16 protein-coding genes are annotated in these 23347 nt (G+C 41.3%); 4 read left to right on the top strand and 12 right to left on the bottom strand.

What is annotated here, in order from left to right; all coding sequences use genetic code 11:
* Positions 1-458 precede the first annotated feature (458 nt).
* Positions 459-1100, bottom strand: coding sequence for an HAD-IA family hydrolase (locus L4C38_RS03920; RefSeq protein ID WP_428796226.1), 642 nt, complete (start codon positions 1098-1100; stop codon positions 459-461).
* A gap of 705 nt (positions 1101-1805) precedes the next feature.
* Positions 1806-2330 carry a flavodoxin gene (locus L4C38_RS03925; RefSeq protein ID WP_428796227.1) on the bottom strand — a complete coding sequence of 175 codons (525 nt, stop codon included), beginning with the start codon at positions 2328-2330 and terminating at the stop codon, positions 1806-1808.
* A gap of 336 nt (positions 2331-2666) precedes the next feature.
* On the opposite strand from L4C38_RS03925, the gene L4C38_RS03930 reads away from it, so the two are divergent.
* Complete coding sequence (locus L4C38_RS03930) at positions 2667-3134, top strand: CreA family protein (RefSeq protein ID WP_428796228.1); 468 nt, start codon at positions 2667-2669, stop codon at positions 3132-3134.
* 831 nt (positions 3135-3965) lie between these two features.
* Positions 3966-5270, top strand: coding sequence for an inosine/guanosine kinase (locus L4C38_RS03935; RefSeq protein WP_428796427.1), 1305 nt, complete (start codon positions 3966-3968; stop codon positions 5268-5270).
* 22 nt (positions 5271-5292) lie between these two features.
* Here L4C38_RS03935 and L4C38_RS03940 read toward each other — a convergent pair whose 3' ends face one another.
* Positions 5293-5901 carry a beta-phosphoglucomutase family hydrolase gene (locus tag L4C38_RS03940; protein ID WP_428796229.1) on the bottom strand — a complete coding sequence of 203 codons (609 nt, stop codon included), beginning with the start codon at positions 5899-5901 and terminating at the stop codon, positions 5293-5295.
* A 125-nt stretch (positions 5902-6026) separates the two neighbouring features.
* Between L4C38_RS03940 and L4C38_RS03945 the strand changes: the two genes are divergently transcribed.
* Entirely contained in the window at positions 6027-7790 is a 1764-nt protein-coding gene (locus L4C38_RS03945; RefSeq protein WP_428796230.1) for a methyl-accepting chemotaxis protein, read from the top strand.
* Between the two features lie 84 nt (positions 7791-7874).
* Here the strand turns inward: L4C38_RS03945 and L4C38_RS03950 are convergent, their stop codons facing one another.
* The 7 genes from L4C38_RS03950 to betI all read right to left on the bottom strand — a co-directional run bounded on the left by L4C38_RS03950 (position 7875) and on the right by betI (position 19553).
* Positions 7875-12359, bottom strand: coding sequence for an Ig-like domain-containing protein (locus tag L4C38_RS03950; protein WP_428796231.1), 4485 nt, complete (start codon positions 12357-12359; stop codon positions 7875-7877).
* A gap of 312 nt (positions 12360-12671) precedes the next feature.
* Positions 12672-13856 carry a choline ABC transporter ATP-binding protein gene (gene choV / locus L4C38_RS03955; RefSeq protein WP_428796232.1) on the bottom strand — a complete coding sequence of 395 codons (1185 nt, stop codon included), beginning with the start codon at positions 13854-13856 and terminating at the stop codon, positions 12672-12674.
* A 1-nt stretch (position 13857) separates the two neighbouring features.
* The gene (choW, locus tag L4C38_RS03960; protein ID WP_428796233.1) at positions 13858-14700 is read right to left on the bottom strand and encodes a choline ABC transporter permease subunit; all 843 of its coding nucleotides are present in this window, start codon (positions 14698-14700) and stop codon (positions 13858-13860) included.
* A gap of 49 nt (positions 14701-14749) precedes the next feature.
* Complete coding sequence (locus tag L4C38_RS03965) at positions 14750-15688, bottom strand: choline ABC transporter substrate-binding protein (RefSeq protein WP_428796234.1); 939 nt, start codon at positions 15686-15688, stop codon at positions 14750-14752.
* Between the two features lie 35 nt (positions 15689-15723).
* The gene (betA, locus tag L4C38_RS03970) at positions 15724-17424 is read right to left on the bottom strand and encodes a choline dehydrogenase (RefSeq protein ID WP_428796235.1); all 1701 of its coding nucleotides are present in this window, start codon (positions 17422-17424) and stop codon (positions 15724-15726) included.
* A 22-nt stretch (positions 17425-17446) separates the two neighbouring features.
* Positions 17447-18907 carry a betaine-aldehyde dehydrogenase gene (gene betB, locus L4C38_RS03975; protein ID WP_428796236.1) on the bottom strand — a complete coding sequence of 487 codons (1461 nt, stop codon included), beginning with the start codon at positions 18905-18907 and terminating at the stop codon, positions 17447-17449.
* A gap of 16 nt (positions 18908-18923) precedes the next feature.
* Positions 18924-19553, bottom strand: coding sequence for a transcriptional regulator BetI (gene betI / locus L4C38_RS03980; protein WP_428796237.1), 630 nt, complete (start codon positions 19551-19553; stop codon positions 18924-18926).
* 510 nt (positions 19554-20063) lie between these two features.
* Here betI and yddG point away from each other — a divergent pair.
* Positions 20064-20996: an aromatic amino acid DMT transporter YddG gene (gene yddG, locus L4C38_RS03985; protein WP_428796238.1), complete on the top strand. Its 933-nt coding sequence runs from the start codon at positions 20064-20066 to the stop codon at positions 20994-20996.
* 244 nt (positions 20997-21240) lie between these two features.
* Here the strand turns inward: yddG and L4C38_RS03990 are convergent, their stop codons facing one another.
* Positions 21241-21657 (bottom strand): GFA family protein, encoded by a 417-nt coding sequence (locus L4C38_RS03990; protein WP_428796239.1) that lies wholly within the window; start codon positions 21655-21657, stop codon positions 21241-21243.
* Positions 21658-21842: 185 nt separating this feature from the next.
* Entirely contained in the window at positions 21843-23165 is a 1323-nt protein-coding gene (locus L4C38_RS03995) for a S41 family peptidase (RefSeq protein ID WP_428796240.1), read from the bottom strand.
* Positions 23166-23347 lie beyond the last annotated feature (182 nt).

Consider the following 23347-nt stretch of genomic DNA (forward strand, 5'->3'; position numbering starts at 1 on the left):
ACAAACTTTACTTAGAAAACGTTTATTAATGCTAGCATCAATAAATTATCGAGTAATGCATGAGTTGGCTCTCAGAGTTTACTCATATAATCATAAATATCGGCTAAATGACTGAGTGTTGGACTACACTATAAGTGTTACAAATTAGAAACAAAATTGAATAATAATTAATAATTAATTTACACATCTAAATAATAACAATTAGTTCCTTTGCTGCAGGAGTTACCGTGAAAGAAAACCGAAGCACTACCCAAGATATTAATCACTGCCCATTATGTAATTGCGATGAATTTCTAATTTCTGATTCAGGATCCTTGCTTTGTGCTAGCTGTGGATCTTTTTTTGAAAATATTCACCAAATTGTCGCAATGGAAGTGTTCACCCCTACTACGGTTTCACAAATAAGTCTTACCCGCTCAATGTTATCCCATTAATAATATAGAGACCTACCAAGGTCTCTATACTAGTTCCTTGATTTGATTTAACGCTGAGATTGAACCATCAATACCTGGGTATGTGTGCCTGCTCAACCCTTCTAGTTGTATGGTTTTAATTCCAGCTCTAACCCCTGCTTCGAGCCCTTTCGGTGCATCATCGATATAAAGACATTCTTCAGGTCTATATCCCATACTTATTGCACTATATAAAATCAAATCTGGCTCTGGCTTCCAGCTATTGGTTTCAAAAGCAGAAAAAATCTTCCCTGGAAAGTACGAAAGTAATCCTGTCAATTTAAGTGCATGTTCAATTTTATCTCTTGGACCATTTGAAACCACACAGAACTCAATATTATTTTTTTCTAAAAAATCGAGTGTGGATTTGGCTCCTGCCATTGGTTTTAACTCAGATTCAAAAAGCGCTTTCAGAGTTGTTCGGTAATGAGGCTCCAACACATCTAAAGATATTCTCAGCCCCAGTCGATCGCGCGTATCAGCCAATATATCGGCCAACTTCCCTCCAGCAAAATGCTGTGTTGCTTGCTCTACTGTCAACTGCGCCCCAAATTTTTTAAATACCGAAGAGAGTGCTCGGCAGCACAATATTTCGCTATCAACTAATGTACCTTCGCAATCAAAAATGACACATTGGGTTTTATTCATAAAAACCTCTATTAATTATTTTTCGTCTCTAAATATTAAATAAATTTTGCATTTCTGAAAGTTCCTAGTTAACAAAACAACTTTTTTACTACGACTAAATTTAAAAAGATGGGTTTGTATCACTGTTTGCTTCTTCCTAATGCATAAGTCTAGTTCGTCTTGTCAGGACAAGTAGTTATAGTTTTTATAAATAACCCCGAACTTTCGAGTGTTAGACCTACCAAATACAGGTAGTATTTCCCTGCTCATTTTTGCACAGGAAACTAAACAACATCTTAATAGCCATGGATACTTAAAGCTGAGTAAGGCTCTAAATGAGCGTTATATCCAAACGTTTATACTTAGCAATCAACTATAGGCGATCAATAATTTCAGCTCTTAGTCAAAAAATACTGCATAAACTCGTCACTATAGTAGTGATGTGCGATTAGCTTTGTAGAGAGTCTGGCATTGTAGTGGAGAGGTGAATTATAAAACATGTTTGATACCGGATTGAAGATCCGACGTCCATTGATAGCAGTTAGCGTAAGATTGTATTGATTATTTTTTTTACTTTGCCACTGCTTTACAGACGCTTGGCTGCAAAACAGGGCAAATACTATCAAATGTAGTTTTTGTAGAAAGGTGACGACGGTTATCTAGATAATGTGATGTCATTAGTCATGCAATGTATAACACATTCTGCATGTAACAATCAGATAAGCACTATAGTTCCAGATAAATCTCTCCAACTCCCAATGGGTTGGTACAAGCACCGACTTTCTCTAAAACTATCTGAATAAAAGCATTACGTTTGAATTCATCTTCGTTAATGATATAGAGATCTGAAATCAATAATTCATTATCTACGCGAGTCACCATCGCACAAGCAACCGGCTCTCCTTTCTCAAACCCCAAATAGAGTTGGCATGGCTCTGAATAAATTATTTGAGTAATAAATTCAACAATCATCTGTTGGTCGTGTTCGGTTTGCCAACGTTTCGCTTGTAACAAAGCGAACATCACCGTTAGCCGATGAAAATCAGCCACAAACACGTCTTCCGAATTAAAAACACTGTGATTTGATGTAACTAGCAATTCCTCATCAAGCACCGCATACGTACGGTTACTCACTGATTGTGCATAAATGTCTCTACCCGTTAAGCTCTCTTTGGTAGGAAACTCAACTTCGACCTGCTGGTAAAGCCACTGGTTCTTAACGTCTACGATATTGGGTCTATGATGGTTCATCTTCTAATAGCCAAAAAAATATACTTTTCAGAGCTTAATCATCGATGCGCTCCAATACAAGCAATAAACAACAGGAATCAACTAAAGTCGCCTCAAGCCGCTAAACTGCATAAAATATGAAAGCTTCCTCTTCGATATCGAAAAAAGTACATAACGCATCTGAATTGCATGTTTGGTTACTGTATTGCTCTGTAAACAACCCGAGAAAGTGAGTGGCGATCGTTTAAGAACCTTAAAAATTAAGCGTTTAACTTGATTTTTAAATGCTTACAACCAATTTTGCATAGACAGTATGCTAAACTCATCCTTCTATCATATTCAAAGGTCCGACTTAAGATGAAAAAATCGATACTCGCTTTGTGCTTTGCAACGCTGCTTGCTGGTTGTTCTGATAATGAAGTCGGCGATATATCGCTCGGTTTTTTTACATTAAAGGATATAAAAATTTCGAATTTAGATGACGATAAAATCCCAGGAGTAACCTGTCACATCGCATCAGTGGAGGCTAATTTGAGCCTTTCTGACCCAAGTGATAGTTCTATTTCTTGTCGCCAAACTGGTGATATCACACCGGAAATGATCGATACGATCGATAAGAGTAAATCTGGGGAAGTCGTATTCAAACAATCTAAGAGTATTTTCTTCAAAACAATGAAGGTTAGACGTATCTACGATGCGGAAAACCAAACACTACTCTACTTGTCTTATACAACCAAAGAGACCGAGGGTAGTTTCAAGCATAGCCTATCGACAGTACCATTATGGGGTACCAAAGCGTATATAGAGCCAACGATTCAGCAATAAATAGCAAAGGCAGCCTAATAGAGCTGCCTTATCATCTACTTTACCAATATATATACAATCATAGTAAACCACCAAACGTTTAACTCACTTTTAATAATGACAGCTCTTGATTTAGTTTCTCAGCCAGCATAACAAGATCTTCAGTTACTCTATATTACTCTTGTGAGGCAATCACTATGAACGTGTTTCTGTCTGAGATACACAATTTCCATATTAACAACCTGCTATACTGTAACTTCAATTAGAAGCAAACGAAAAGAATGTAGTTAAGAATTCTGTTGAATTTTTGTACATAATCCATAATCACATCCTATTATAATTGTTGATGCGTTAGGACTGATAATAAAAGGGGAGCTAAGATAATGATAAGTTAGAGCTTCTCCCATTTGCATTCAATTTTAAATTACAATCGAGTACTAGAATAATAATTATGTTTAATAGTATTGTTTATGAGTTTTTAAAATCTAATCAACATTTACTAAACACAACCGCCAACAGATATTACTATTGATGCTAAATTGTTTTCATACAAATTCTATCTCAAGTCGATATTTCTATTTCCGATACCTGTGAGAATGTTATTACCCTCACTTCACACTCATATTACCTACTACTAATTTTGGCTCTTTACTTAATAATCAGGTAGTTGTTAACCTAACTTGGACTATCCTTTCAACGTAAACAAGATGTTGCTATCTATCTAACCTGAAATTGGAAATCGCTCAAATTGGAAGCACGAGTGCGACAGGGTCACTATTTAATGAAAGAAAGATGAATTTGTTAAGTCATTAGTGTGATATAGTGCATAAAATTTTCAACATTCCTAAAATAATGAAGTTTCCTGGCCAGCGCAAATCCAAGCACTATTTTCCGACTCATGCTCGTGACCCTTTAGCGAATCAGGCTAAACAGCCTTCAAAACTCTACCGCCCTATTGTCGTAGGCGTAGGTCAAACCATTGTGGACATTGAAGCGCGCGTGGACGACGAGTTCCTAGTTAAATACGGACTTAGTAAAGGGCACTCATTAGTCCTTGAAGAAACTAGAGCTGACGAACTCTATGATGAACTGGTTAAGCGCGAGTTAATCACCCATCAATATCCGGGAGACACGATTGGCAATACACTGCACAATTATTCTGTTCTCGCAGATAGTAAGTCTGTTCTACTTGGTGTTATGTCACGTAATATCGAAGTCGGTTCTTTTGCTTATCGTTACCTATGTCGTACTTCTTCTAGAATGAACCTCAACCATTTACAAATGGTTGAAGGACCAATCGGTCGTTGTTATACCTTAATCACTCAAGATGGTGAGCGGACCTTCGCTATTAACGAAGGGCATATGAATCAATTGCAACCGCAAAGTATTCCTGAAGATGTATTCGATAAAGCATCAGCACTAGTCGTTTCCTCTTATCTGATGCGCGGTAAACCAGAAGATCCAATGCCAAAAGCCGTTACTCGCGCTATCGAAATAGCCAAATCAAAAAATGTACCAGTTGTTTTGACTTTAGGAACAAAATGGGTCATTGAGGGTAATGCAGAGTGGTGGCAAGAGTATCTAAAAGAGAACATCACTATTGTTGCGATGAACGAAGAAGAAGGCTTGGCGTTAACCGGATTGAGCGATCCGCTGCAAGCTGCTGACCGAGCCCTTGAATGGGTCGACCTAGTGCTATGTACTGCTGGACCAAACGGCTTATATATGGGCGGTTATAGTGATGTAGAAACATTGCGTGAAACAGACCATATGTTACAGCACGGTGTTATTTCTGAGTTTAATCGCTTTGAGTTTAGTCGCCCAATGCGCAAAGAGGACTGTGACACTCCGCAGAAGGTGTATTCTCACATCGGTCCATACCTTGGCGGTCCTATTGAAATCAAAAACACTAACGGTGCTGGTGATGCTGCGCTATCAGCGCTATTGCACGACATTGCAGCAAATAGCTTTCATGTTGTAACCGTTCCCGGTTCAACCAAACATGATCGTTCATACCTCACCTATTCATCGTTATCACAAATTTGTAAATACGCGAACCGTGTAAGTTACGAAGTGTTAACCCAACACTCTCCTCGGCTATCAAAATCATTGCCTGAGCGAGAAGACAGTTTAGAAGAAGCGTACTGGGAAAGATAACTGAATAAGCCGCTTACGCGGCTTATTTTTTTTCAATCCATGGATAGAACACCAACTGCTCGCTTTCTAAAACAACACAATCCATTTTTGCTGCATGAGCAGCCTGCTTTCCTATGTCCGTATCCTCAAAAACTAGGCATTGAGATGGCTGTAGATTCAGTTGCGCCGCCGCAAGGTTAAATGTATCTGGACTAGGCTTGTGTCGCTCCACATCATTGGCTGTAACTAGTACTTCAATTTTTTCTAGTAAACCAGTACACGCAAGTAGGCGCTCTGCACCAACGCGCTGGCTCCCCGTACCGACAGCAATTCTTTTATATCCCACATATTTTTCAAGGATATTTGTTACTTGCTCAATACGTTTCACATCACTTGAAATATTTTTAAAAATATCCATTTTGAATATTGAAGCTTGCTTTGCACAAATATCCATCTGATAGCGTGTATTTATTTCAGATATTATTTTCATACTAGGCATTCCACCCATACTATATATCCAATCTCTTGAATATGGGAAGTTGTATTTTTGAGCAGTCTTCTCCCAAGCAATAAGATGTGCAGGCATAGTATCGAGCAACGTGCCATCCATATCGAATATAAAACCTTGGTATTGATCGTAATTTAATAACATCGAATTACACTTCATTTAGTATTGTATAAATTTCTTAGAGCTTTAAACTGTTACGTTTGTACACATTATCATTAGAGCATTATAACTACATTAGTTTATTGGTAATTCAAAGATTGGAAGTCACTATGAAAATTAAAACGAAACTGTACCTACTCGGAGTCGTCGCAATCGTAGGTATTGGAGCATTATTAGGCACCATGGTCCACTTTACGAAAACGACTGACGATTTGAATCACGCAACTCAACTTACTAAAGATCTTGAAATTCGTCTATTAAACCTAAGACGAAATGAAAAAGATTTCTTATTACGTGAAGACTTAAAATACTTAAACAAATTTGATGACAATATGGCACAGTTCATCAGCATAGAGTCCGAATTATCTTCCATTCTAACGAAAAATAACTTACCTAGTAGTGATACTTTAAAACGAGATATATTATCTTACCAAGCAGACTTCTCTGCACTGGTTAAAGCATATCAAGTATATGGATTGGGACCCGATGATGGGATGCTCGGAAAATATAACCACGCGATTCTGCAAGAGAAACGTAAACTTAATAGTGACCAGCTGGTTGATTTAATTGCGTTCGATACTAAACTGAAAAGCGGTCAACTTGAAGCATCATTAATCCCTTCTGAGGCAGCGACTGTACTTAAGGCTGCTAAACAACTTTTTGCGCAAAAAACCGTAGTCGGTTTGGAATACAATCAAGGTTTACTAGGTAAAGCTCGTACATCTTCGCATACGGTTGAGACTCAATTTAAAGACTTCTCGCAAGCATTAAACACGCAAACTGAATCAGAAATCGAGCAATTGACGTTCATTAAAAATGGCTTAAGCATTTTAGTGTCTGCGATCATAATCCTCTTTATTGCGCAAATTGCACGCTCAATCATGACGAAGATTGATGCCCTACTTCGAGTTATTCGTGATATTGCCAATAACAATGACATTTCTCTACGCGCACAATTGAGTGGCAATGATGAGCTGTCTTCTTTAAGTTACTATTTCGATGAGTTACTAGATAAACTCGAAGCACTGCTGTCAAATACTAAGTCTAAGTCACATCAACTCTATGGTAGTACGACAAACATGCACAACGAACTAGAATCTGTGATTCAACAGTTCCAAGTGCAAGCGGACCACACCACAACAATGGCGACATCTGTACAAGAAATGGTTTCTACTATTCGAGAGATATCAGAAAGCACTACCGTCGCAGCTGAAGGTGTTCAACAAGCAAGTATTAATGCAGAAAATGGTCGCAATGTTGTGGTTGATACCATAGACAATATAACTCAGTTATCTGAGCGTTTAACCGGCAGCCAAACATCCATTGGTTCACTTAATCATCATGTTGCTAAAATTGGTGACGCCGTAAACATTATTCAGGAAATTGCCGATCAGACCAACCTACTAGCCTTGAATGCGGCAATAGAAGCCGCTCGCGCTGGCGAACAAGGTAGAGGATTTGCAGTTGTAGCTGACGAGGTTCGTGCACTGGCCAGCCGTACACATCAATCCACTACTGAGATTACCAGTGTCGTAAATGCGATCCAAAACCAAATGGGTACAGTTATAGGCGATATCGATCAGTGTAATGAACAAGGCAAGCTGACGCTCAATGGCTCTGAACAACTTGATCGAAGCCTTGAACAAATACTGTCTGATATGCATGGTATTCAAGCAAATTCTGAACGCATTGCATCAGCGATTGAAGAGCAAGGCGCGGTTATGGCACAGGTCAGTGATTCAATCACGGAGCTTAATGCCATTTCTGATAACAACACGGTTTCTGCTAAACAATGTCTAGTTGAAGTCGACAAAGTTGCTGAACAAGCCTCTGATATGGATCATGAAGTAGCGCAATACAAAACGTCTGCTTAAAACGTCTAATGCCTCATTGAACTAACGCAATGCCCCCTCAAATGAGGGGGCATTTTCTATTCATAACGACGTACTAACTTGAGACTAGGGCGATGTATCCGCCATAATATCGCTAATCAACTTACTGAGATCCCCCTCAGAAAGACTCCCGTTTGGTTGCAAGTAGCTGACCTGATCAACAATGTCATTCAATTGAATCGTTTGTTCTAAGCCATTTTTTCCGAAGGTTATCGTCACATTATCTTCACCAACAACAACATTGGCTAACAAATCATCGATCGTGTCATTATTCTCAAGTAAGTTTGAAAGATCGATTTTGTCACCTTCACTAATATTAAAGTCTGTGATCGTATCTAACCCACCATCTAAGTCTTCATTATTCCAATCAAAGATGTCCGCTTCACTACCACCAGTTAGAATATCGTTACCCAATCCACCTCTGAGCGCATCGACACCTTCACCACCATAGAGTTTATCATCTCCACTTCCGCCATCAATCGCATCCATTCCGGCTTCACCATAGACAGTATCATTACCACCACCAGCGTAGGCAATATCAATGCTGTCCTTTGGCGACATTTGTGTTTTTCCACTATCGAGAAAGTCGATGAACATTTTTTCTGCGTTATCTTTACCGTTATCATTTAGTCGTGCGCTATCCCCTAAATAGATGAGATCACTACCGTCACCTGTAGTTACTTTGTCTCCACTTTTACCAGTGTGGATCTCGAAGCTATTATTGTCATTTTCATGAAAACTAACATCAGTCGAACCACCACTCCCATTGTGAGCTTGCCACTTAAGTGAACCATTCTCTTGCAGTGTCACTGTATCTGTAGCATCACTCTGAGCTTCTATAACAGTACGTACTAGCTCTTCAGGCCCGGGAGCAGGATCTGGGTCTGGCTTAGGAGAAACATGAATATTGACAGTCGCCTCTACTAAATGCGAGTTGTCCTCAAAACCTTTATCATCGGTGATCTGGTACTTAAACGTCGTATCACCTACAAAATGCTCGTCCAATTTGACGTACAACTTGCTATCATCAATCCACACTTCGGCATTGTTATTTACTTCTGATATATGCGTCAAACGGATATTGTCACCATCCGGGTCATAATCGTTGCCAAGCAGAGTCGCGATATCAATTTCTAATGTTTCGCCTTGAACTCCAGCAAAGGAGCCATCACCTGAAGCTCTAAACCCAGTTATAAAATAGTCAGATGAATCAGCACCTCTTTCTCCATCGTTGCTGTAACCAACCGCTTCAAATACAACTTGATCAAAGACTGCCCCACCCAGATCATTCGGGTCATTATGATCACCGGTTGTTTCGATATGATACGTTCCCTTACCATTGCCTTCGTTTGCAGTGAATACACCACTAGCAACAGCTACTCCGCCTAAATATGCTGTCCACTTTCCTTGTTCATGACTATTTGTGCCACCTTCATTTTTAAATAGATTTGAAACTGAGAAGCTAAAATTGTCAGCAGGCTTATCTAAGTCGATAACAAATTGCTCGGACTGTCCGCTATTAGGATTAAATTGAATTTGCGCTGCCGGACCATCATTTTGGTCACCAGAAACACCTTGCTTGAGTGTGTTCTCATTGATTGTTTGTTCTATTATTGTTCCATCATATTTGGTGCTGATCGTTGCACCGTCATCTGACCAAAGCTGATTATTATCGGTATTAAATGTGCCGAGCTTTACTTCAAAATCAACAGGGTCATCAATCGCGATAGGAGAGCGATTTTCACCGTCTTTAAGCGTAACGGTGCTTTCTTCACTGTAGTTACCGTCATTGTCTACGGCGCGGTAATCAAATGAATCGTCGGGAGTATCGGTTTCTAAATAGCGGAGTTCCCAGTTTCCTGGACCGTCTGTAGAAAGTTCAACATTCGTTATTGTTAAACCATCCGGTGCATTAATTGGTAACTCTGCAAACAACTTACTTTCTTTTGGAAAGGTGGCAATTTCTGCACTGTTACTATCAGTCACACGAATATAATCTGAAGCACCACTAGTAACCTTACTTACATATTGAGTTGCTATGCTACCGTCGCTCAAGGTTATGGTTATTTCAACTTTGGTTGCTTTGGTATTGTGCCCATCCTCAAACCAGCCTCCCATACCATCAAGACCCAGAGTTACCGTCTCAGCAGGTCGATCGCTCATATCGATTGTGATCGTATCAGACTGCTTAATTCCCTCACTATTACCAACGCCAATACCATAGCCAATATGATTTTTGTCACCGTAGTGCTGTTTTAAATCTCCAGAAGATTCAATAACTATCGTATCGCCTCTTTCAAAGGTGAGGATTCGCTGATTAGCGTTGTCGGGATTCGGTTCTCCCCAGTTTAAGAATGATACTGCGCTTTCATCACCTTCCATATTCTCAGGTGCATCTTTAACGCCAAGAACAAAACCCGTTGATTGGTCGTCTTGTTGGTAAGTGATTTCTTCAGGATTAAAGAAGGTTGGTGTTCCTGTCACGTCGCCATTTGCATCAAAACTCGTCAGCATACCTTCTGTTACAGGTTGACCTTGATAAAGCAGAACCCCTGACTCAGGTAATTCAGTGATTACGACTTGGAGTGGTATATCGGAGGCGTCATCTTCAACATCAGAGATGTGATCTTTACTGCCTTTGCTATCGTGGTTGAATACAATTTTTGTTTCGCTACCCGAAGACAAGTTAACGATAAAATCTTCAGATTTAGGTGGGTTGTCTTCACTATCGTCGATCGCAACAGTTTGATGGGCGTCGTCTAAATCCATGTCTTCAAAAACGTTATCACCATCATTGGTAATTGATACGACCGAGACAGTGAATTCCTGTCCTTCTTCATATTCTTCGTCGTTGATTGTGTCAATTTCAAAGTCAGCTGTTTTACCGTCGCTGTTGACCGTTGCCGTCGTCACCTCCGTAATATCATCACCATCCGCATTGGTGTAGCTAAAACTCAGCGTAACGACACTACCGGGAGGCGCAAACTCAGTCTGGGTCGGATCATTTGCATCACTTAGAGTCACTGTGAACTTTAGATTCTGTTCACCTTCCATTACAGAATCGGGACCCGTTAAGGTAACTTTAACCGCATCTAATGGATTACTATTGTCTGCACCGTCTTCGTCTATGATTTTTGACTGCGCATCAGCTTGTTCATTTTCAACAAATTCACTATTCGTCTCAGCCACTAACGAAATTGACTCTGGTGCAAGTTCCGATATGAAATCATCGAAGATCTTTACAAACACTTCGAGTTGGGTTTGACCTGCTGAAATCACCAAATCTGAGCTTTCTAAAGGTCTGAATCCACTCGCACCATCAGATACATACAATTGAGCATCATAATCAATGCCTGACGTCGCACCATCGCTGTCTTTACCGAGCGATAATGACAAAGTAACATCTTGTGAAACCACTTCATCGAGCGTGATGGTGAATGGTAAGTAAGCATCGTCAGCTTCAACTATTGACGGGTTAGTCGTAACCAGCATTTCAGCCACGGCTAATACGGTAACATCAACAACAACGGTATCGACACCACCATTTCCGTCAGAGACTTGAATGATAAAGCTATCTGGTCCGTTGTAATTATCATCTGGTGTATAGATCCACTCACCATCTTCATCAATACTGACACTACCGTTATCAGGCTGATTTTCAGCAAGCACGTCATACTTTAAATCATCGCCATCAACATCCGTCGCTTGTACCTTACCCGTGTACTCGTGTTCTTCTTTCGTTGTTACACTAATCGACTCACCCAAAGGTTGATCGCCTTCCATGAACACTGGTGGATCATTGACTGGAATTACACCGACATTAATGATTAATGTATCCAGCCCACCATTGCCATCATCAACAGTGACAGTAAATGAATCAGGTCCGTTATAATCATCATTTGGTGTGTAAGTCCAACTACCATCAGGTTTGACAACAACGGCGCCATTAGTCGCTTGTTCAGATAAGCCGTAGTTTAGCAAGTCATTATTCGCATCAGTTGCACGGAGTTGCCCGTTAAGTGCGGTATCTTCAAGGGTGGTGACAGAAAGAGAGTTGCCAAGTGGCGTTGATGATGAATCAACAAACTCTGGGAGTTGTAAAGCAAAACGAAATTGCTCAAGAACACTTAAACTCTGCGTTCTTGATAAGCCTAGTTGCTCTAGTCCTTGTGTTGCAAATGCTGTTTCAGCAATAGATTCTTCACCAGCTCGGTTAACAGATTCAAAACCTGCGTTACTTGAACTTAGCTCTCCCCCGGCAGCAGTGTCAAACTCTTCGCCTAGCTGAGTTGGATCGACTCCGTCTTCCAATGCAGCGAATATTTGTTCAATATCATCGGTGAGATTGATCGCTTTGTCATCGGCTCCGATAAGACTCGCATCTATTGCTCTGCCATCAACGGCAGAATTACCATCTGGCGCTTGGAGAACAATTTCACCGACATTAGGTGTCTGACCCGGTTGAAGAACACGTACGTTCCCTTGGGCATCAATCACTATTGTTTGTCCAAGAGCTAAATTTCCCATCGTCACGTTTACTTCAAAACCCATATCAGTCACCTAGTGCATTTCGTATAATTTAGTCAACTTAATAAAGTTGCATATGACATATTCATTCATTTTATACATTAGCATTAGATGTAAGTTACATTGAACCATTAGATGCAACGCGCAGTTTACAATACTGCAATATTAAACAATGCTCACACTTGCATGTTAAATTAACATCGCCGTTACATTAAGTAAGACAAAATACCATCAGGTCAGAGAATGAACGTCGAGAGTAATAAGGAATTTTTACAGGATAGCGGCAGTTACATTATCAATAACTACCGCAAAATCGGAAGGTTCGAGAAGAAAAGTTTAAGCCACTTGCTTTGTTTTGAAATTACCTAACAACGCATCGTAAAGTTCGTTGTCACTAAGTACGCCAACCAATTTTTCATCTTCTACCATGATGATAGGTTGGGCGCTTCTTTGCTTTAGTTCTATTGCCTCACGCATTGTAATATCAGCATTAGCGACAACAACTGTCGAACTGCCTATTTCTTCTAGATCACCACCGACACTTTGCCAATCGAGCAAAGTTTTTTCTGAATTCACCAGTTGAAGTCCTTGTTCATTTTGCACAACCCAAAGTTGTTGTTGAGCACAAATCTGAACTTGTTGTTCTTTCTCTACTAATTCCTCACGTAGCTGCATCAAAGAACGCCCTTTTAGTACGTTCAACGGATTGGTATGAGCAACAAAGTCTTTTACGTAGTCATTCTCCGGCTCTAAGATAATCTGTTCTGGTCTGCCGTGCTGGATAAGCTTGCCAGATTCCATAATAGCAATGTTATTGCCGATTTTTAGTGCTTCATCCAAATCATGGCTAACAAACAGAATCGTTTTGTTTAGTTTCTTTTGTAGCTGAATAAGTTCGTCTTGTAGCTGGGTCCGAATTAAAGGATCCAATGCAGAAAACGGCTCATCCATCAGCAAAATATCACTGTCCATAGCGAAAGCACGCGCAAGACCAACGCGCTGCTGCATACCACCCGAAAGCTCGTGAGGATATTTGCTCTCCCATTCTGACAGACCAACCATCTCGAGTTGCTGTCGTGCTTTATTTCGACGTTCTTGTTTAGGTATACCTTGCATTTCAAGACCAAATGCAACGTTGTCAATAACAGTAAGCCATGGCATTAATGCAAATTTTTGAAACACCATCGACACTCGATGGGTGCGTAAATCACGTAGAGTATTCTCCTCACAATTCGCTAGCTCGACGAGTTGCTCGCCATCTTTTACTTTTAGTGAACCGCGAGTGATTCGGTTTAAACCATTTACCGCTCGTAGCAAACTTGATTTACCCGATCCAGACAAGCCCATCAATACACAGATCTCGCCTTCTTTTACCTTCAACGAGACATTATCAACACCAACAACCAACCCTGTTTCATCAATGATTTCTTGACGTGTTTTGCCTTCGTCTAACAACTGGGTCGCTTTCGATTGCTTTTGCCCAAAAACGACATCAAGGTTTTCTATGATAATTGCATCCATGTTATGCCTCCTTCTGATTTGGCGCTTTGCATAAACGATCAAGTATGATTGCGACCAAAACAATGGCTAATCCCGCTTCAAAACCTTGAGAGATATTCACCGTGTTTAGCGCACGTACTACCGGTTTGCCTAGACCATCCGCGCCAACTAATGCAGCAATCACCACCATAGAGAGCGATAACATAATGCACTGAGTCACGCCAGCCATGATGCTTGGCATTGCAGCAGGCAACTCTACTTTAAATAGCAGTTTCATACGGCTAGCACCGAAAGCTTTTCCCGCTTCAATCAACTCTTCAGGGACTTTTGTTATACCCAAGTAGGTCAAACGAATAGGTGCTGCTATCGCAAAAATTATGGTTGAGATAAGTCCAGGAACAATCCCCAAACCAAACAATACTAATGTTGGAATTAAGTACACAAATGTTGGAACGGTTTGCATCAGATCCAATATGGGTCTTAGCAAGGTATATAGCCATGGGCGATGCGCAGCCATAATTCCAATCGGTACACCAATTAATACGGAAATCGTTGTCGCAGCGAAAACTAGGACAAAGGTTTCCAGCATTTCTTGCCAGTAACCAAGATTCAATATCGTCAGCAGCGCTACGACGATAAAAAGGACTAATGGAAGGCTACGATGCAACAACCAAGCAAGAGTTGCAGTAATTAGAATCGGCATCGATGGCGGCATCCACTTAAAGATATCCACGACGAACAGAATAATGCTTTCCAGAAAGAACGATGTCGCGTCAAACAGACCTGCCGCATTGAGCGTGAGCCAGTCGACTCCCGTCTCCATCCACTCACCCAACGGAATTTTGTTGTCCGAAATAAATTTCACAGTAAATCCTTTGTTTTGTTGGGTGAGCATAAATGCTCACCCAAATAAGTTAAGCTTTCGAATTTAAATACGTTGTAACTGATTGCTTCGCGTCTTCGCCTTTAAGCGTGTTCACGCCTTTCAGCCAAGCTTCAACTTGTGTTGGATTCGCTTTCAACCATTGTTGCGCAGCATTAGCTGGCTTCTGTTTTTGGTTTAGAATCGCTTCCATTAACTGGTTTTCCATTTCAAGCGTAAACTCAAGGTTGTTAAGAAGCTGTCCGACATTTTTGCATTCTGAAACGTAGTTCTCACGGACGTTGGTGTATACATTCGCCCCACCATAGTTGGCACCAAAGTAATCATCGCCACCAGCGAGATACTCCATTTCAACATTGCTGTTCATCGGGTGTGGCGCCCAACCTAGGTATACGATCCATTGGTCACGACGAACCGCGCGAGACACCTGAGAAACCATGCCAGCTTCACTTGATTCAACTAAGCTGAAGTCTTTTAGTCCAAATGCATCAGTATCAATCATCGATTGGATAAGACGATTTCCATCATTACCCGGCTCTATGCCATAAATACGATCTTTAAACTTATCCGCGTGTTTAACCAAATCAGCGAAGCTCTTGACACCAGCGTCGTAAACATACTTCGGCACTGCCAAGGTGTATTTAGCTCCTTCTAAATTGGCTCGTACCGTTTCAACTGTGCCAGCTTCACGATATTTAGCGATGTCTGCTTCCATGGTTGGCATCCAATTGCCTAAGAAGATATCGATATCACCGTTTGCCATTGAAGAATAGGTAACCGGTACAGAAAGTAAATCCGTCTTGGTTTGGTACCCCAAACCTCTTAATATTTCGCTTGTTACAGCGGTTGTTGCCGTTATATCCGTCCAACCGACATCGGCAAAGCGCACGGTTTCACATTGGTTGGCATACGCACCCGAGGCCAATGTACTCAAAGCGACTGAAGAAATTATTTTTGTCATCGTAGACATGTTTTGTTCCTTGTAATGATTACTGACTTTACTGATTAAGCGTGAGAGTCCAACTCTCTTTTTGGTGGATGCATGCGTTGCATCTCTCTCCAGTTTGGTGCAATCCAAACTGGTGTATTTTTAGCTTTCTCTAACGTGTTACCTAAGATCATATCTGCCGCACGTTCCGCAACCATAATCGTTGGAGCGTTTAAGTTACCGTTCGGAATGGTTGGAAATATCGACGAATCAACCACACGTAAATTTGCCACACCTCGGACTTGGCAATATTCATTGAGCACCGCCATTGGATCATCATCTGCACCCATTTTGCAGGTGCATGAAGGGTGGTACGCACTCTCAACATTCTGTTTGACCCAAGTATCAATATCTTGATCTGAGGTGACATCGATACTGGGTTGAATTTCTTCACCACGATAGTCATCCATCGCTGGCTGAGACAAAATCTCGCGGGTTAAACGAATACAGTCCCGCCAGTCCTGCTTATCTTGCTCGGTAGAAATGTAGTTGAATTCAATTTTTGGATTATCAGTTGGGTCTGATGAGATCACTTCAACGCTACCGCGGCTCTCTGGCTTGTTTGGTCCAACATGGACCTGAAAACCATGCCCATCGAATGCTACCTTACCGTCATAACGCATTGCTGCTGGAAGAAAGTGGTATTGTATATTTGGCCATTTAAGCCCTTCACGAGAACGAATAAAGGCACATGATTCAAAATGATTGGTCGCCCCAAGCCCTTTGCGGGTTAAGATCCATTCGGTACCAATTAAGCCCTTACTGACTAACCCCAGTTTATTGTTTAGCGTGATGGGTTGATTGCAGTGGTATTGGAAGTACACCTCCAAATGATCTTGTAGATTTCGTCCAACCCCTTCTAGCTCGTGATTTATATCAATCCCTGCATTGTCGAGTACCGAGCGAGGTCCAATCCCTGACAATTGCAATAATTGAACAGAACCGATAGAACCTGCACTTAACACCACGTCATTACTCGAAAAGCATTGCTGTAGAACACCGGCTTTTTGGTACTCAACACCAATTGCTTTTTTTCCTTCAAGGATAACGCGCTGTACGATAACTTTTTTAATAAGGGTAAAGTTGCTACGCTTTTTAGCGCGGCTTAGATAGGCATTAGAAGTTGAAGCACGTATGCCTTTATCAACCGTCATATGCATTGCGCCAAAGCCCTCTTGCTGATAACCGTTGTAGTCTTCTGTCTCTGGATAGCCAGCATCTTTTCCAGCATCAATAAACGCTTGGTAAAGAGGATTAAGCTTCATTTCGTTACCGTTGCAAGTTCCCAATGGTCCTTCGCCACCACGGTATAAATCAGCGCCACCAGCCCAAGATTCGGCGCGACGAAAATAAGGCAGACAACTTTGGTAATCCCAACCTTTAGCGCCAAGTTCATGCCATTGGTCAAAATCACAAGCGTGACCACGTACGTAAACCATACCGTTGATAGAAGAACTGCCTCCAAGCACCTTACCGCGTGGGCAATGTAGCTTACGACCATCAAGCCCATCCTCCTCAACCGTTTCAAACTGCCAGGCATATTTCTCGGTATTCATTGGATAAGATAACGCCGTTGGCATTTGGATAAAGATACTTTTGTCCGTTCCACCCGCTTCAAGAAGTAGTACTTGGTGCTCACCACTCGCGCTTAACCTGTCTGCTAGCACACAGCCAGCCGAGCCTGCACCAACGATGATGTAATCGTATTGCTTTGTCATGAACAATCTCCTTGGTTATCGGTTAAGCGTAAGGGGCAACAAAGTCACCCAGTTCCACCAAAACACTTTTGGTTTGAGTGTAATTTTTGAGCGTTTCAATGCCGTTCTCACGACCGATACCCGATTGCTTGTACCCACCAACTGGCATTTGAGCTGGGGAATCCCCCCAAGTGTTAATCCAACAAATACCGGCTTGAAGTTGATGTATAACTCGATGAGCACGTGATAGGTTTTGAGTAAACACGCCTGCAGCTAACCCATATTCACTATTGTTCGCACGTTGGATCACTTCTTCTTCATCAGAAAAAGGCAGAACTGACATCACAGGACCAAAGATCTCTTGCTGAACATGTGCCATGTTGTCATCACAATCAATGAAAACGGTAGGCGCTACAAAGTTGCCTTTATCTAATCCACCTTCCGTGATTTTGAACCCACCAACGAGGAGTTTCGCCCCGCTTGATTTCGCTTGTTCAATCACTTCAAGAACTTTGCTTTGATGCTCTTTTGAGATCAGCGCGCCAATTTGAGTGTTCGGATCTTGAGGATCACCAATCACCAATTTTTCAGTGCGTCGCTTTAACTGCGTAACAAATTCGGCGTACAAGTCTTGATGGACAAAAACACGAGTACCATGTGTACACACTTCGCCTTGGGTATAAAAATTTGCCACCATCGCGGCCGACACAGCCTGATCTAGCGGAGCATCTTCAAAAACAATAAGTGGTGATTTTCCACCAAGCTCCATGGTCACCTGTTTAAGGGTATTCGAGCTATCACGCATTACCGCTTTGCCTGTACCTGATTCGCCCGTAAACGAAACTTTGGCAATTTCAGGATGGGCTGTGAGCATTTGCCCTACACGGTAATCACCTTGAATAATGTTGAACACGCCATCAGGCACACCTGCCTCGGTATAGATTTCAGCGAGTTTGATTGCTGTTAAAGGTGTTTCTTCAGAAGGTTTGAAGATCATTGCGTTACCAGCAGCAAGTGCAGGGGCAGATTTCCACATCGCGATTTGGATTGGATAATTCCACGCACCGATACCAGCACAAATGCCTAAAGGTTCACGACGTGTATAAAAGAATTGAGACTCGCTAAGCGGCTGTTGCTCACCTTGTAAGCTCGGCGCGAGATTGGCAAAGTACTCAATCACATCAGCCCCTGTTACGATATCGACTTCGCGAGCTTCTTGGATCGGTTTCCCGGTGTCACAGACTTCTAACTCCGCTAGTTCATCATTACGTTCATGTAGTATTGCGACGGCTTTGAGTAGAATACGGCTTCGCTCAGTAGCACTCATCGCTGACCAAATTCGAAAGCCATTTTTTGCAGACTCAACAGCAAAATCTAACTCTTCTCGGCCTGCTTGGGTTACTTTGGCGATTGGCTCACCCGTCGCTGGGTTAAAAGTAGTGAAATACTCCTCGGATTGACCAAAGTGCATCCCACCATTTATATAGTGTGATTTGATATCCATATGAAGGTGTGACTCTTTATAGTTTTTGTGTGTAGAAGGTAATTTGCTTATCAAGGTAGTCATTGATAATGATTCGTGCTTTTTCAGCCTCTATTCCTTGAGGGTTGAGCGTCCCGCGCAGCCAAATGCCGTCGATAAGAGATGCAATACCATGCGCGACAAGATCGGCTTGTTCTAAACTCACTTTCTCAACACCATCGTTTCCTGTGCTAAACAGCGCTTTAAGTTCAATTTTTAGGTGCGAGATCAATCGCTTTTCATTGACTCGTTGTAGACGTTTCAGCTGCTCGTCGTGCATTGAATACGACCAAAAAGCGAGCCATGTTTTTGCTACCTTGTTCTCCGCCTGAAAGCCGATGAAGTTGCCATCGATAATTGCATTGATTCGTTGTTGATGAGCATTAACAGGTAGCTGCTTTAGCTTGGTGGTTATTGAACTGGATAACTGACGCAGAATTTCTCTCATCGTCTCTTCTAACAAACCATGCTTGCCACCAAAGTAGTGATTGATAATCCCTGTAGAGACGCCCGCTTCTTTACTGATTAAAGAGATACTCGCTGCATGCAAGCCGACTCGATCAATAACTGACATGGTAGCTTTCACCAGTTGCGGCTTCCTAATTTCAGGCATTCCAACCTTGGGCATATTGCATCCTTGTTATTTTTAATTGAACGGTTAGTTAAATATAAAATGCCTGAATTTTACTTTGAACTCAAATGATATTTCTAAAAATTAGCGATCTGACAGAGATCTAAACTAGCCGTTAATCAACAGTTTTGCTGGTAAACTCTATATGTAACGAGGCTTGGCGAATGAATTCATGAAACATTTTGATTCAATAATTCAATATGTTAACTATTTCGAGCTTGGTGGAAATCTAATTTATCTGATAGATGGGCAATTAAACTTGAAACTGTTCCGCTGAAAATTATCGATAGTACTCTAACTATTAACTTGTAATAAAAATGATCAGCCCACTCGCACCAATCAAAATCATCTGTCTTGAAACATCAATTACATCAACTGAGGAAAACAATAAATGGCGAAACAAACCAAATGTAAACTTAGCGAAAATCGTGCACTATTTTGCGTTTCAACGACTGCAATTTGAGTTAAGATCCATCTCTTAACTTCATCCAACGATTCAAATTAAGAATGGAAAAATCTCAACTCCGATTTACGTTATACGGCTGCTTGGCAATTTTGTTTTGGAGTTGCTTACTCGCCTGTGCAAGATTGGTCACAGAGTACCTTGGACCAGTAGGCGGCGCAGCGATGCTCTACAGCGCATCATCTGTACTACTCATCATCGTTTTAGGCGTTCCAAAGTTTTCGCTGTTTTCACTGCGGTATTTGATTATTGGTGGAGCGTTATTCGTCTGCTATGAGATTTTTCTAGCGTTGTCGTTAGGCTATTCTAATAACCGAGCGCAAGCGATTGAAGTGTCGATAGTCAATTATCTATGGCCGGCATTGACTGTGTTGTTCGCCGTACTCACCAGCAATAAACGCCCAAGTTGGTTGCTCTATCCGGCTATTTTGCTTGCCTTCTTTGGCGTCGCTATCACCGTAAGTGGTGAGCAAGGATTCTCAATAGCGCAATTACTAGTCAATGTAGGCGATAACCCATTGGTTTATATCATGGCTTTTAGTGGCGCTATTTTGTGGGCAATCTATTGCAACCTAACGCGTAGACAGCAATCGAAGCACAATGCAATCACACTATTTTTTATAGCAACAGCTTGTGCGCTCTGGATAAAGTACGCTTTTTCGAACGAGCCACCAATGGAGTTTAGCTGGTCTGCTTCAATCACATTATTGGTGACCGCATTTTTAATGGCTGGTGGCTATGGGTTGTGGAATATAGCAATCATTGGTGGGAATATGGTTTTTCTTGCCACATTATCTTACTTTACGCCGATCTTTTCCGCGATTTTTTCGTCTGCCATTCTTGGGGTTACATTAGGCAGCAGTTTTTGGCAAGGCGTCCTCATGGTAACGATCGGTTCTTTAGTTTGCTGGCTAGTCACACGTGAGAAGAACAACTCCCCAAAACCAAAATGTGCAGAGTCTTCTGAGGGATCGTAATCGTATTTAGATGAAGGGTGCATACGGTTGATGTAAGCCCGTCATACTTGAAGTTGCAGCGGTGTTGGCTGTGTTCGTCCGCCCCAATAACATAGTTCACCTATGCTTAAGGGACTATCTTACTTGCCGCCTACCTGCACCTTCAAGCTTCTTGGGTATAACTGAAAATGAACCGCTAAATTATGCGCCCTAGCCACACTTGCAACGAATGACTACCATTGCTTCATTGTGTCGCCTATCTCAGTTATATTTTATCACTAAAATACGCCATTATTTCAGCCGTCGTCATCTCTTTTGTTTCGTTACTAAAGCAATAATAGCTCGGACGAAGATCGCTGAAATACTGCATGTCCATTTCTAAGTCTTTCAATCCTGAGAACAAGCCAACAGGCATATTATATTCCCCTGTAGCCTTTAGCTTGTAAAACAAATGTGTTCCACATTCAGTGCAAAACCCTCTAGATGCCCAAGACGAAGATTCGAACATCTTAACCTTGTCTTCACCTTCAATTTTCACTTTAGTTCCGCACTTCACTGCAAAGAATGGTGCACCTCCCCAAGTTCTACATGATTGGCAATGACACACAGTGAACTTAGGATTCACCTCTTGTGCGGTGATTTTTACGGCGCCACAAAGGCAGTTTGATTCTGAATGAGTCATTAAAATAACCCCTTAATTGGAGATAGTGTCTATCAAATAGTGCAGCACTGAAACATTGCAGCGTAACACTGAGCTAAGCAATAATTATAAGGAATCACAAAGTACTGTATATAAACACAGTCACCATTTGTGACGCACTGCAAACACGATGAGAAAATCAGTCGGAGAATTCATATCTTTTATAGCTATGAGTTTAAACTAGCGTTAGTTTTGCCAATTATATTCTTTTTCATCAGCTCTACCGCCGTATCTAATACATAATCAACGCCATTAAGTACATGCTGATACTTAGGTGTAACGACAATATTAGGCTCTATTCCTATGCCTACAAATTCCTTACCGTCAGGGAAACAGTCGCGTTTGCTACAAATCCTAAAGCAACCTCCTCCTGGTAGGTTATGAAACAGTGGCTGACCCGTGCTTCCATAAGTTTTCTCACCAATGGTAGTGATGTAATCTAGCGACTGTGTATAAACTAAAAAATCTTCTGCAGCGGAAGCCGTATCTCGACCAATTAAGACATATATAGGTAAATTCGTTAGTGCGCTGGGTTTCGGTTCTATCATCTCATGCTCGCCAGTAATCCACGCATTATCTTCCGCATATTGTTTATAATTGTTATTCACCACTCCCCAAGCTTTGTATACTGAGACATGTTGTCTTGCCTTCCAACTTGCCCCTTGTAAGGGAACTCTGGTCAAATGCGAAAGTATTTCAGCTGCAATTAAACTGCTCCCGCCACCATTAAATCTCAAGTCGAGAATCAATCCTTTTGATTTTCTTACTGCAGGTAGAAGCAATTCAAATTCACGGATGACTTCCTCACGACTAAAATCATTAAGTCCAATATAGGAGATATCCATTTCAAATCGCTTGTATTTGATTAGCTTGTTTTGTGCTGATGGTAAATTCAAAGATTGCTCAACGTAACGCCCAGAGCGCGCATCCCGTCCTACTGACTTGCTCCTCCGCTCACCTTGTGGTGTTAGAATTGTCAGGACTAAATAACTGTTCGGAGCTCCGTGAAGTAACTTCCTTACCGCTTCCGCCCATAAAATATGATTAGTCGAACTAGCGATATACGGCATGACCTTACGCTCTAGATAAGCTTTGATCGGTACATCATCGACCGCTAAGATTTTGGAGCCAAGTGGGATACTTTCTAACAAATCGTGCGCTATAGATGTAACGATTGCTTCTTGATTCAGTTCTGTAGTCGAGATTGGAGGCCAATCTATATTGTTTTCTTCTACGTCAGATGGCATATAAATGTTAGTGTGTCCATCTTGCAACAAAGCACAGAATAATTGCAATGTTCGATAGTATTCATATGTGGATTTTGCTGCGATAACCTTCGGAATAAACTCTTGATACATTTGGTTAAAATCAAGCTCAGCCACTTGATCGAAAAAGGCAAAGTTGTAACTGGCTTCTTTCCAAAATAGTGATAAGCCATAGAGTTTTTCTGCTGAAGTGAGTTGCTCAAAGTGCTCTATTACACCTTTCATCATCTATCCATGTTAACTTCAATGATATCAATGCAATCAGTTTCGATTATTCGTTTTTAGATGGCAAACTGGAAATGTAGATATGTGCTGCAAAACTTTCACAAGTTGAGGTTGTAAGAACCATGTTAATGCTACGGCTATCTACCTTGAAATAATGCTCAGCTAAATACACCGTAGCTTAA

This window comes from Vibrio kasasachensis (genome assembly GCF_050337565.1).
Taxonomy (GTDB): domain Bacteria; phylum Pseudomonadota; class Gammaproteobacteria; order Enterobacterales; family Vibrionaceae; genus Vibrio; species Vibrio kasasachensis.